Annotated in this window: 15 protein-coding genes; 10 read left to right on the top strand and 5 right to left on the bottom strand. The window is 56.0% G+C overall.

Going from position 1 to position 12,199, the window contains the following annotated elements:
• The first annotated feature begins 52 nt into the window (after positions 1-52).
• From thpR to panD, 9 genes are all read left to right on the top strand, one after another.
• On the top strand, positions 53-589 hold the full coding sequence (gene thpR / locus EAE_RS11740) for an RNA 2',3'-cyclic phosphodiesterase (RefSeq protein WP_015368193.1): 537 nt from the start codon (positions 53-55) through the stop codon (positions 587-589).
• Complete coding sequence (gene sfsA / locus EAE_RS11735; protein ID WP_015368194.1) at positions 589-1,305, top strand: DNA/RNA nuclease SfsA; 717 nt, start codon at positions 589-591, stop codon at positions 1,303-1,305. Before thpR ends, sfsA begins: the two co-directional genes overlap by 1 nt.
• A gap of 163 nt (positions 1,306-1,468) precedes the next feature.
• Positions 1,469-1,924 (top strand): RNA polymerase-binding protein DksA, encoded by a 456-nt coding sequence (dksA, locus tag EAE_RS11730; RefSeq protein WP_007373199.1) that lies wholly within the window; start codon positions 1,469-1,471, stop codon positions 1,922-1,924.
• 60 nt (positions 1,925-1,984) lie between these two features.
• Entirely contained in the window at positions 1,985-2,866 is an 882-nt protein-coding gene (gene gluQRS / locus EAE_RS11725) for a tRNA glutamyl-Q(34) synthetase GluQRS (RefSeq protein WP_015368195.1), read from the top strand.
• Between the two features lie 119 nt (positions 2,867-2,985).
• Positions 2,986-4,383: a polynucleotide adenylyltransferase PcnB gene (gene pcnB, locus EAE_RS11720; RefSeq protein WP_026612395.1), complete on the top strand. Its 1,398-nt coding sequence runs from the start codon at positions 2,986-2,988 to the stop codon at positions 4,381-4,383.
• On the top strand, positions 4,380-4,859 hold the full coding sequence (gene folK, locus EAE_RS11715) for a 2-amino-4-hydroxy-6-hydroxymethyldihydropteridine diphosphokinase (protein WP_015704426.1): 480 nt from the start codon (positions 4,380-4,382) through the stop codon (positions 4,857-4,859). The genes pcnB and folK overlap by 4 nt, the downstream gene beginning before the upstream one ends.
• A 120-nt stretch (positions 4,860-4,979) precedes the next feature.
• Positions 4,980-5,771, top strand: coding sequence for a 3-methyl-2-oxobutanoate hydroxymethyltransferase (gene panB / locus EAE_RS11710; protein WP_015368198.1), 792 nt, complete (start codon positions 4,980-4,982; stop codon positions 5,769-5,771).
• A gap of 11 nt (positions 5,772-5,782) precedes the next feature.
• Positions 5,783-6,637, top strand: coding sequence for a pantoate--beta-alanine ligase (panC, locus tag EAE_RS11705; RefSeq protein ID WP_015368199.1), 855 nt, complete (start codon positions 5,783-5,785; stop codon positions 6,635-6,637).
• An 80-nt stretch (positions 6,638-6,717) separates the two neighbouring features.
• Positions 6,718-7,098, top strand: coding sequence for an aspartate 1-decarboxylase (panD, locus tag EAE_RS11700; RefSeq protein ID WP_015368200.1), 381 nt, complete (start codon positions 6,718-6,720; stop codon positions 7,096-7,098).
• A 34-nt stretch (positions 7,099-7,132) separates the two neighbouring features.
• Here panD and EAE_RS11695 read toward each other — a convergent pair whose 3' ends face one another.
• The 4 genes from EAE_RS11695 to EAE_RS11680 all read right to left on the bottom strand — a co-directional run bounded on the left by EAE_RS11695 (position 7,133) and on the right by EAE_RS11680 (position 10,699).
• Positions 7,133-8,386 carry a polysaccharide deacetylase family protein gene (locus tag EAE_RS11695; RefSeq protein WP_015368201.1) on the bottom strand — a complete coding sequence of 418 codons (1,254 nt, stop codon included), beginning with the start codon at positions 8,384-8,386 and terminating at the stop codon, positions 7,133-7,135.
• 56 nt (positions 8,387-8,442) lie between these two features.
• Positions 8,443-8,883 (bottom strand): PTS sugar transporter subunit IIA, encoded by a 441-nt coding sequence (locus EAE_RS11690; RefSeq protein WP_015368202.1) that lies wholly within the window; start codon positions 8,881-8,883, stop codon positions 8,443-8,445.
• A 122-nt stretch (positions 8,884-9,005) separates the two neighbouring features.
• Complete coding sequence (locus tag EAE_RS11685) at positions 9,006-9,776, bottom strand: ABC transporter permease (RefSeq protein ID WP_015368203.1); 771 nt, start codon at positions 9,774-9,776, stop codon at positions 9,006-9,008.
• Positions 9,773-10,699 (bottom strand): ABC transporter ATP-binding protein, encoded by a 927-nt coding sequence (locus tag EAE_RS11680; RefSeq protein ID WP_015368204.1) that lies wholly within the window; start codon positions 10,697-10,699, stop codon positions 9,773-9,775. Before EAE_RS11680 ends, EAE_RS11685 begins: the two co-directional genes overlap by 4 nt.
• A 230-nt stretch (positions 10,700-10,929) precedes the next feature.
• On the opposite strand from EAE_RS11680, the gene can reads away from it, so the two are divergent.
• Complete coding sequence (gene can, locus EAE_RS11675; RefSeq protein ID WP_015368205.1) at positions 10,930-11,592, top strand: carbonate dehydratase; 663 nt, start codon at positions 10,930-10,932, stop codon at positions 11,590-11,592.
• A gap of 57 nt (positions 11,593-11,649) precedes the next feature.
• Here the strand turns inward: can and hpt are convergent, their stop codons facing one another.
• Positions 11,650-12,186, bottom strand: a complete 537-nt coding sequence (hpt, locus tag EAE_RS11670; RefSeq protein WP_015368206.1) for a hypoxanthine phosphoribosyltransferase — start codon at positions 12,184-12,186, stop codon at positions 11,650-11,652.
• Between the last annotated feature and the right edge of the window lie 13 nt (positions 12,187-12,199).

The raw sequence follows: 12,199 nt of genomic DNA, 5'->3' as shown, positions 1-12,199 counted from the left end.
ATTCGAGGGCAAGCATTGTAGCATCCCCGTAGTTCATTACCGAGTCTCTATCATGTCCGAGCCGAAACGGCTGTTTTTCGCTCTTGAACTGCCGAAAGCGATACAGAAACAGATTATTCATTGGCGCGCCGCCCATTTTGCCGACGATGCCGGAAGGCCGGTCGCCGCCGATAACCTGCATCTGACGCTGGCGTTTCTCGGCGACGTCAGCGCTGAAAAACAGCGCGCGCTGTCGGCGATGGCCGGACGCATTCAGCAACCGCCCTTTACCCTGACGCTCGACGACGCCGGCCAGTGGCTGCGTTCGCGCGTAGTCTGGCTCGGTACCCGCCAGCCGCCGCGCGGCATGCTGCAACTGGCAAATATGTTGCGCGCCCAGGCGGCGCGGAGCGGCTGCTATCAAAGCCCGCAGCCGTTTCATCCGCATATCACCCTCCTGCGCGACGCCCGCCACGCGGTGCCGATCCCGCCGCCGGGTTTTTGCTGGCAGGTGCCGGTCAACGAATTCGTGCTTTATGAGTCCAGCTTTATCCGCGGGCGCACCCGCTACAACGCGCTGGAACGTTATCCATTTACCAGGGAACTCTGATGCTGTTCACTCCGCCTTTGCAGTCCGCCACTTTAATTAAACGTTACAAACGGTTTCTGGCCGATGTCATCACGCCGGAGGGCCAGGCGCTGACGCTGCACTGCCCGAATACCGGCGCCATGACCGGTTGCGCCGCGCCGGGAGATACCGTCTGGTATTCCACTTCCGATAATCCTAAACGTAAATATGCGCATACCTGGGAATTAACTGAAACCCGGCAGGGGGCCGTCATATGCGTTAACACCTTGCGGGCAAATACCCTGGCGAAGGAAGCGGTACTCGCCGGAAATATCCCTGAGCTTGCCGGGTATAACATTCTGAAAAGCGAAGTAAAATATGGTGAAGAAAATAGCCGAATCGACCTTATGTTACAGGCAGAAGACCGCCGTAACTGCTATATTGAAGTGAAATCGGTTACGTTGGCGGAAAAAGAGTACGGTTATTTTCCCGATGCCGTTACCGCACGCGGTCAGAAGCACCTGCGGGAACTCATGAGCGTCGCTGCCGCGGGCCATCGGGCCGTGATTTTATTCGCCGTGCTGCATTCGGCGATAGACCGTTTCTCACCCGCGCATCATATTGATGCCAAATACGCACAGCTGTTGATAGAGGCGCAGGAAAAGGGGGTAGAAATTCTCGCCTGGAAAGCGGAACTTTCTACCAAAATGATGACTCTGAATAAGCCGATCGCCGTGGCGTTAACCCCCGGTAATTAAAAGGCTAAATTGTGTCCGGTTCGCGAGCGCAAATACGCTTTTCTTCACAGCGTTGTCAAGTGTAACGTTTAGATAATTGCTATCCGGAAAAGCATCTGCTATTTATAGCGGCCTGATTTTTCCCCCACATGGGGATCGATAGTGCGTGTTAAGGAGAAGCAACATGCAAGAAGGGCAAAACCGTAAAACATCGTCCCTGAGTATTCTCGCCATCGCTGGGGTGGAGCCGTACCAAGAGAAGCCGGGCGAAGAGTATATGAACGAAGCCCAGCTGGCGCACTTCAAGCGCATTCTTGAAGCATGGCGTAATCAACTCAGGGATGAAGTGGATCGCACCGTAACGCATATGCAGGATGAAGCTGCTAACTTCCCGGACCCGGTCGACCGTGCCGCGCAGGAAGAAGAGTTCAGCCTGGAGCTGCGTAACCGCGACCGCGAACGTAAACTCATCAAGAAGATTGAGAAAACACTGAAAAAAGTCGAAGACGAAGACTTCGGCTTCTGCGAATCCTGTGGCGTGGAGATTGGCATTCGCCGTCTGGAAGCGCGTCCAACAGCTGACCTGTGCATCGATTGCAAGACGCTGGCGGAAATTCGCGAAAAACAGATGGCGGGTTAATTCCCAGCTACCTCACTCTCTGGCGGGAGTTTCTCCCGCCTGATTCCCCTTGTGTTTAACATGACCGATTCAGACTATATAGGGCGCTTTGCTCCCTCACCTTCCGGCGAACTCCACTTCGGCTCATTAATCGCCGCCCTTGGCAGCTATCTACAGGCGCGGGCGAAAGGCGGTATCTGGCGCGTACGCATTGAAGATATCGACCCGCCGCGGGAAGTTCCCGGCGCCGCCGACACCATTTTGCGCCAGCTCGATCGCTACGGTCTACACTGGGACGGCGAGGTACTGTGGCAGTCCCAGCGGCACGATGCCTATCGCGAGCGCCTCGCCTGGCTGCGCGATCGGGATCTCTGCTACTACTGCACCTGCACCCGCGCGCGCATTCACAGCGTCGGCGGGATCTACGACGGTCACTGTCGCGATTTGCGCCTTGGCGCCGAAAACGCCGCGTTGCGCCTGCGCCAGACCCGTCCGGTACTGGAATTTTATGACCAGTTGCGCGGGACCCTCGTCGCCGACGAACCGCTGGCGCGGGAAGATTTCATCATCCATCGTCGCGATGGGCTGTTCGCCTATAACCTGGCGGTAGTGGTTGACGACCATTTTCAGGGGGTCAGCGAAATCGTCCGCGGCGCCGATCTCATCGAGCCAACGGTACGACAAATTTCGCTGTATCAACACTTTGGCTGGCCTGTACCAGATTACGTACACCTGCCGCTGGCGCTGAATGCCGAAGGTAATAAGCTCTCAAAACAGAACCACGCCCCGGCCCTGCCGGAGGGCGATCCGCGCCCGGAAATTGTGCGGGCATTAACATTTTTGAATCAGGATGTCGTTGAGGATTGGCAAGCCCTGAGTATTGACGATTTACTCAAACAAGCGATAGCCAACTGGCAGCCAGCAAAAATCCAGCATTCTCAAATGGCTCCCGCTGAGCTATGATTAGCCGCTATTTTTGCTCGTCGCCCTTCAGGTTGCCCCTGAATTTGCCGTTTAAATGCAACCTGAAGCCCATAGAGTAATGTTTTATCCGAAGTTCGTCTGACACTACGAGGTGCACCATTTTTACCCGAGTCGCTAATTTTTGCCGCAAGGTGCTAAGCCGTGAAGAGCGCGAGGCAGAGGCTGCCGCCGTCGAACAAACGCATATGACGGTGATCCCGCGTGAACAGCATGCAATTTCCCGCAAAGATATCAGTGAAAACGCGCTCAAGGTGCTCTATCGACTGAACAAGGCGGGCTACGAAGCTTACCTGGTCGGCGGCGGCGTTCGCGACCTGCTGCTGGGCAAGAAACCAAAAGATTTTGACGTCACCACCAGCGCGACCCCGGACCAGGTACGTAAACTGTTCCGCAACTGCCGCCTGGTTGGCCGTCGCTTCCGCCTGGCGCACGTGATGTTCGGGCCGGAAATCATTGAGGTCGCCACCTTCCGCGGCCATCACGAAGGCCACACCAACGACCGCGTCACCTCCCAGCGCGGCCAGAACGGCATGCTGCTGCGCGATAACATCTTCGGCTCTATCGAAGAGGATGCCCAGCGCCGCGACTTCACCATCAATAGCCTTTATTACAGCGTGGCGGATTTCACCGTACGCGACTACGTTGGTGGAATGCGCGATCTGCAGGAAGGGGTGATACGCCTGATTGGCGACCCGGAAACCCGTTACCGTGAGGATCCGGTGCGCATGCTGCGCGCGGTTCGTTTCGCCGCCAAACTGCATATGCGCATCAGCGCCGAAAGCGCCGAGCCAATCCCACGTCTGGCTACCCTGCTGCACGACGTACCGCCGGCGCGTCTGTTTGAAGAAGTGCTGAAACTGCTGCAGGCGGGTTATGGTTATGAAACCTACCAGCTGCTGCGCGAATACAGCCTGTTCCAGCCGCTGTTCCCGACGATCACCCGCTACTTCACCGAGCGCGGCGATAGCCCGATGGAACGCATCATCATTCAGGTGCTGAAGAACACCGATAACCGCCTGCATAACGATATGCGCGTTAACCCGGCATTCCTGTTCGCGGTCATGTTCTGGTATCCGCTGCTGGAAATGGCGCAGAAAATCGCACAGGAGAGCGGGCTGGCCTATTACGACGCCTTCGCGCTGGCAATGAATGACGTGCTGGATGAAGCCTGCCGGACGCTGGCGATCCCTAAACGCATCACCACCCTGGTGCGCGACATCTGGCAGTTGCAGCTTCGTATGTCCCGCCGTCAGGGCAAACGCGCGTGGAAACTCATGGAGCATCCGAAGTTCCGCGCCGCCTATGACCTGCTTGAACTGCGCGCAGGCGCCGAGAACAACCACGAACTGCAGCGTCTGGCCAAATGGTGGGGCGAGTTCCAGGTGGCCGCGCCGCCGGAACAGAAAGATATGCTCAACGACCTCGGCGACGATCCGGCTCCGCGCCGCCGCCATCGCCGCCCGCGTAAACGCGCGCCGCGCCAGGGTAACGCATGACCCTGGTCTATATCGCCATTGGCAGTAATCTCGCCTCGCCGCTCGAACAAGTGAATGCGGCTATCCGCGCGCTGGCCGACATTCCGGACAGCCGCGTGGTGAGCGTATCTTCACTGTACCGTACGCCACCGCTGGGGCCGCAGGATCAGCCTGACTATCTCAATGCCGCCGTCGCGCTTGAAACCTCGCTCGCGCCAGAAGCGCTGCTCGATCACACTCAGCGCATCGAACTGCAGCAGGGGCGGGTGCGCAAAGCCGAACGCTGGGGGCCGCGTACGCTGGACCTCGACATCATGTTGTTTGGCGACGCAATCATTAACAGCGAGCGCCTGACGGTGCCGCACTACGATATGAAAAATCGCGGTTTTATGCTCTGGCCACTGTTTGAAATCGCCCCGCTGCTCCACTTCCCCGATGGCCTCGCCCTTCGCACCGCGCTGGAAAATCTGGGCGCCGAAAAGCCTGCCATCTGGTAACCCCTACTCCCTTTTTTAGCATTTACGGCGATAGTGGTAATCGGTTGCCCAAAATCATTGCCCCCCTGAATGCTGCTGTTAGAATGCCGGTTAATATGACTTTCATCATCAGGAAACGTTATGAAACCGACCACCATTGCCCTGCTGCAGAAATGCAAACAGGAGAAAAAGCGCTTCGCCACTATCACCGCCTACGACTACAGTTTCGCTAAGCTTTTTGCCGACGAAGGCATTAACGTCCTGCTGGTGGGCGATTCGCTGGGGATGACGGTACAGGGACACGATTCCACGCTGCCGGTGACCGTTGACGATATCGCTTACCATACCCGTGCTGTGCGCCGCGGCGCGCCGAACAGCCTGCTGCTCGCCGACCTGCCGTTCATGGCCTACGCCACGCCGGAGCAAACCTTCGAAAATGCCGCCGTCGTGATGCGTGCCGGCGCCAATATGGTCAAACTTGAAGGCGGCGCCTGGCTGGCTGATACCGTCAGGATGCTGGCGGAGCGCGCGGTACCGGTTTGCGGCCACCTCGGCCTGACGCCGCAGTCGGTCAACGTGTTCGGCGGCTATAAAGTTCAGGGCCGCGGCGATGCGGCGCAGGCGCTGTTTGATGACGCATTAGCCCTGGAAGCGGCCGGCGCGCAGCTGCTGGTGCTGGAGTGCGTGCCGGTAGAGCTGGCAAAACGCATCACCGAAGCGCTGACGATCCCGGTTATCGGCATCGGCGCAGGCAACGTGACCGACGGGCAAATTCTGGTGATGCATGACGCTTTCGGGATCACCGGCGGCCATATTCCTAAATTCGCCAAGAATTTCCTCGCAGAAGCGGGCGACATCCGCGCCGCGGTACGGCAGTATATTGCCGAAGTTGAATCCGGGGCCTATCCGGGCGAAGAACATAGTTTCCATTAAGGAGTCTTGTTGTGCTGATAATTGAAACCCTGCCGCTGCTGCGCCAGCATATCCGTCGTTTACGCCAGGAAGGCAAGCGCATTGCGCTGGTTCCCACCATGGGCAACCTGCACGATGGCCATATGAAGCTGGTCGATGAAGCCAAAGCCTGCGCGGATGTCGTGGTGGTCAGTATCTTCGTGAATCCGATGCAATTTGACCGCCCGGACGATCTGGCGCGCTATCCGCGCACCCTGCAGGAGGATTGCGAAAAGCTGAACAAGCGCAAGGTCGACTTTGTCTTTGCTCCGGCGCCGGCGGAAATTTATCCGCAGGGTACTGAAGGACAGACTTTCGTTGACGTTCCTGGCCTGTCTACCATGCTGGAAGGCGCCAGCCGCCCTGGCCACTTCCGCGGCGTCTCGACCATTGTCAGCAAACTATTCAACCTGGTGCAGCCGGATGTCGCCTGCTTCGGCGAGAAAGATTTCCAGCAGCTGGCGCTGATCCGCAAAATGGTCGCCGATATGGGCTACGACATTGAGATCGTCGGCGTGCCGATCATCCGCGCTAAAGACGGCCTGGCGCTGAGCTCACGTAACGGTTATCTGACCGCCGAGCAGCGTAAAATCGCCCCCGGTCTGTACAAAGTGCTGAGTACGGTAGCGGGCAAACTTGCCGCAGGCGAGCGTAACCTTGAGGAAATCATTGCCATCGCCGAGCAGGAGCTCAATGAATCAGGTTTTCGTGCCGACGATATCCAGATCCGCGATGCCGACACTCTGCTGGAGCTAACGGAAGCCAGCAAACGCGCGGTGATCCTGATGGCGGCATGGCTGGGCCAGGCGCGCCTGATTGATAACAAAATCGTCGAGCTGGGCCAGTAGCCTGGAACGAAAAATCGGGTTATTTTCTCAAAGCGGATGCCGTGTCCGCTTTGCTACATAAAGGTTGGAAGGTAGAAGTTATGATGCGTAATATGCTGCAGGGCAAGCTCCATCGCGTTAAAGTCACGCAGGCTGACCTGCATTACGAAGGTTCCTGCGCCATTGACCAGGATTTCCTCGAAGCGGCCGGTATTCTGGAAAATGAAGCCATTCATCTGTGGAACGTGACCAACGGTAACCGTTTCTCAACTTATGCGATCGCCGCCGAGCGTGGTTCGAAGATTATCTCCGTCAACGGCGCTGCGGCGCACTGCGCAAGCGTCGGCGATATCCTCATTATCGCCAGCTTCGTGACCATGTCTGACGAAGAAGCCCGCACCTGGCAGCCGAAAGTCGCCTATTTCGAAGGCGATAACGAAATGAAGCGCCAGGCGAAAGCTATTCCGGTGCAGGTCGCCTGATTCTTACGGCGCTGCGCTCAGCCGCAGCGCCGGTTTACCCTTGCGGCTGATTGCTGATAAGCCGCGACATCGTCTCCAGCGAATCGGTACGTAAGATATACAACCGCTTCAGCAGGAACGGATTATCCCCCGGTTTCACCTTCCCTCTCACCGTCGTTACCGCCAGATGAAAACCGGCATCGTTCGCCGCCTTGACCGCCGTGGCGTTATAGCCGCCAAACGGATACGAAAGATACAGCACGTGCGGATTAAACTGACTCAGCGCCCGCCGGGAACGCTCGAAATCAAAGAGAATGTTGTGATAATTCCGGCTGAGCAATATCGGGTGACGGGCGGCATCGACCCGGTGCAGAAAATGGGTATGCGACTGCACATCAAACACGTCCTGAATCTGCCTGAGCTCAGAGATACTCATAAACTGCAGCGATTTCGGATCCCACTTTTGCGGATGACGTTTGATCCGCGACGAGATAATAAACGCCGTCGCGTGGAAGCCGTACTGCTTGAGGATCGGATAAGCGTAGCGATTCACCGACTTGAGGCCATCATCAAAGGTAATCACCACCGAGCGTGCAGGCAGATTAACCTTGTTACGTAAATACCCTTCCAGTTGATACATCGTCAGGGTGGTATAACCCTGGTCACGCAACCAGGTCATCTGGTTACTGAAAGCGCGCACCGAGGTGGTGGTGGAGGTATGGCGAAAACGGCTATTTTCTTCATCACGCAGGATATGGTGATAAGTCAGTAGCGGAATGCCGTTATCCTCCTGCGCATCCAGACTACTCACCCATGCAAGCCTGTTGCCGATACGAATCTGATACCAGGTCTGATTAAGGCGATCTTTCAGCTTGCTGATAATGGGATAGCGCAGGTTATTCGCTAATGTACCAAACGGCGGGCTACCCACTGATGGCGCATCGTATACCGGCGTATCTTTCCAGGTCAGCAGGTTCTGGTTGCTCAATGGCTGGCGTAAATCGCCCAGGCTATCCTCAACCCGTTTTGCGCCCTGCACCGCCCCCAGATGTCCTTTATCAATAAAACCGGTACCGAAGCCGAAATTGAATTCATAATAGTCTGCCGTGGTCGGCACCACGGCAAGGATCTGCCCGGCGCGAACGTTGCCGACGCTCACCACATGGTTGCCGACCTGCGCCCAGATATCGGCATCTTCCGTGACTTGCATATAGCGTGCGGGAACGCCCTGCTGGCTGAGCAGACTGGCGGAAACGCTGGCAGATGCCAGAAAAAGGAACAATGTAATGACTCGGGCAAACATGCGCATCGAACCGGTAAACCTGAATGCCGCCATTGTAACAAAAGCGGCATCAATGCTAATGCCTAATTTCCGAACGTATCATGCAGGAGACGAAAAGGCGGGTTCTTTTGCTGCTGATGCCATAGGCTGCTCACCGTGGGGCCTCCGGCGCTAACGATAGCATTACGGAAGGCGTCACTGCTGAGGGTATAGCGTTGCAAATACATTTCCTCCAGCAATGGATAGCGAATGCCGGAAATGACTTCACAGTGGGTATGTTTGTGACTCATCAGCGCAGCGGCGCGATACGGCGCAGCGCCGGTTTTATCAGTGAGAAAAATCACCCCATCGCCGCAGTCGGTGGCATGCAGCGCGTCGCACATCATGCGGCTCAGCATATTGACGCTCAGATTTCGCCAGTAATTCACCGCCCGACATTGCGCCAGCGGGCCAAACTTTTTCTCCAGACGATCCAGCATCTCCTGCGCCAGCTCATCATGACAGGTAATTACCCAACCTAACATCGCCTACCTCCTTAGCAGGCAAACAATTTAGCAGGGCAAGCGTTGAGATGGGGTGATGGGTATCAAAAATTACCGCTTAGCGCCCCGCCACAGTGAAATTAGCGGGGCGCTAGCAGAGAGGATTAGCTACGCAGGCCGCGCCCGCGCTGGATCAGATACCAGCACAGAATATAGAAGGCCACGATAAACACTACCAGCACGCCAAAGGTGGTCGCCAGCGGAACGTCATGAATGCCGAGGAAGCCAAAACGGAAGCCGCTAATCATGTAGACGATCGGGTTCAAATGCGACAGCGCCTGCCAGAACGGCGGCAACAGCGTCAGCGAATAGAACACCCCGCCAAGATAGGTCAGCGGTGTCAGCACGAAAGTCGGGATCAGGCTGATGTCGTCGAAGGTTTTCGCAAACACCGCATTGAGCAGGCCTGCCAGCGAGAACAGGATTGCCGTCAAAATCAGCGTCAGGGCGACGAACAACCAGGAATGAACCTGGAACGGGACGAAGAACAGCGAGATAGCCGTAACCAGAATCCCGACGCACAGCCCGCGCGCCACCCCGCCGCCGACGTAACCGGCGATCACCACGTGGGTTGGCACCGGCGCCACCAGCAGTTCCTCAATGTTGCGCTGAAACTTGGCGCTGAAGAACGACGAGGCGACGTTGGCGTAGGCGTTGGTGATCACCGCCATCATAATCAGCCCCGGCACGATAAACTGCATGTAGGTAAAACCGTGCATCTCGCCGATCCGTGAGCCGATCAGATTGCCAAAGATGACGAAATAGAGGGTCATGGTGATCACCGGCGGCACCAGCGTCTGAACCCAGATACGCATAAACCGGTGGATCTCTTTGGTCCAGATGCTTTTCAGCGCGACCCAGTAAAGCTGCATCATGCTGATTCTCCTTTTTTGTCGTGCACCAGCGTGACAAACAGCTCTTCCAGACGGTTGGCCTTGTTACGCATACTTAATACCTGCACGCCCTGGGCGCTTAGCTGGGCGAAAACGCTGTTAATCCCCTGCTCGCGCAGGACTTCAACTTCCAGCGTCGAGGTATCAACCAGCCGGTATTGATATCCATCGAGGGTCGGCAGCGGGCTTTTCGGCGCCAGATCGAGGATAAAGGTTTCCGATTTCAGCTTTGCCAGCAGCGCCTTCATTGAGGTGTTTTCCACCAGCTCGCCGCTCTGGATAATGCCGATATTGCGGCACAACATTTCCGCTTCTTCCAGATAGTGGGTCGTGAGGATAATGGTGGTGCCTTTATCGTTGAGATCTTTGAGGAACCCCCACATCGAGCGACGTAGTTCGATATCAACCCCGGCGGTGGGTTCATCAAGGATGAGCAGCTTCGGCTCATGCATCAGCGCGCGGGCAATCATCAGGCGGCGCTTCATCCCACCGGAGAGCATACGCGCGCGTTCATTGCGCTTTTCCCACAGATCGAGCTGTTTCAGATACTTTTCGCTACGCAAGATCGCTTCTTTACGCTCAACGCCATAGTAACCCGCCTGGTTAACCACGATTTGCTGTACGGTTTCGAACGGGTTGAAGTTGAACTCCTGCGGCACCAGCCCGAGCTGGCGTTTGGCGTTCACCACATCTTTTTCCAGGTCGTAACCAAATACGTTAACCTGACCGGAGGTTTTATTGACCAGCGAACTAATGATGCCGATAGTCGTGGATTTCCCCGCGCCGTTCGGGCCCAGCAGCGCATAAAAGTCGCCGGCTTCAACCTGCAGGTCAATGCCTTTCAGCGCCTGAACCCCGCCGGGATAGGTTTTCTTGAGCTGTTTTAATTCCAGAGCAATGGTCATTAAATATCTCTTCTCGTGTCTTCACATCTAATTTACCCAAATAATTCATGTTGCAGGAAGGCGGCAAATGAGCGAATCCCCAGGAGCTTACATAAGTAAGTGACTGGGGTGAACGAGTGCAGCCAACGCACCTGCAGCATGAAGTATGACGGGTAAAGATTGTTTTCAAAAAGGTGAGCTTACCCTATATTAGCGCAACGCACTTACTTGGTTACAGGCCGTAAACGTCCATGAATGATATAGATACACTCATCAGCAATAATGCACTATGGTCAAAAATGCTGGTGGAAGAGGACCCCGGCTTCTTTGCGAAATTGTCGCAGGCGCAGAAACCGCGTTTTCTGTGGATTGGCTGTTCCGATAGCCGCGTCCCCGCAGAGCGCTTAACCGGCCTGGAACCCGGTGAGTTGTTCGTGCACCGTAACGTTGCCAATCTGGTGATCCACACCGACCTGAACTGTCTGTCGGTGGTGCAATACGCCGTTGACGTGCTGGAAGTCGAACACATTATTATCTGCGGCCACTACGGCTGCGGCGGTGTACAGGCGGCGGTCGAAAACCCGGAATTGGGGCTTATTGATAACTGGCTGCTACACATTCGCGATATCTGGTTTAAACACAGTTCGCTGCTCGGTGAGATGCCGGAAGAGCGGCGTCTGGATACACTTTGCGAACTGAACGTGATGGAGCAGGTATACAACCTGGGACACTCGACGATCATGCAGTCGGCGTGGAAACGTGGACAAAAAGTGACGATCCACGGTTGGGCTTATGGTATTCACGACGGACTACTGCGCGATCTTGATGTCACCGCCGTCAGCCGGGAAACCCTCGAGCAGCGCTATCGCCACGGGATTTCCAATCTCAAGAGCAAGCACGCCAACCATAAATAGCCGCCGCCCTCACCGCCCCGGATAAGGCGCTCGCCCTATCCGGGACCGCAACAATAATTACTCGTCCAGCAGGATCACTTTGCCGACATACGGCAGATGACGATAGCGCTGAGCGTAGTCGATACCGTAGCCCACCACGAACTCATCCGGAATGGCAAAACCGACAAACTCCACCGGGACGTTCACTTCACGACGGCTTGGTTTATCCAGCAGCGTACAGATAGCCAGTGATTTCGGCTCGCGCAGGCTGAGGATTTCGCGCACTTTAGACAGGGTGTTGCCGGAATCGATGATGTCTTCGACGATCAATACGTCTTTACCGCGAATATCTTCATCCAGGTCTTTAAGGATTTTGACATCGCGGGTGGTGGACATGCCGCTGCCATAGCTGGAGGCGGTCATAAAGTCGACTTCATGCGGCACCTGAACCTCACGGCACAGGTCAGCCATAAACATAAATGAACCGCGCAGCAGACCCACCAGCACCATTTCACTGCCGCTGTCTTTGTAGCGTTCATTAATTTGACGACCCAGTTCGGCGATACGCGCTTTGATCTCGGCTTCCGGGATCATCACTTCTACAGTATGTTTCATTAAACTAACCATT

Source organism: Klebsiella aerogenes KCTC 2190, assembly GCF_000215745.1.
In the GTDB taxonomy this organism is placed as follows: Bacteria; Pseudomonadota; Gammaproteobacteria; order Enterobacterales; family Enterobacteriaceae; genus Klebsiella; species Klebsiella aerogenes.
This window is presented reverse-complemented; position numbering and strand designations above follow the sequence as displayed.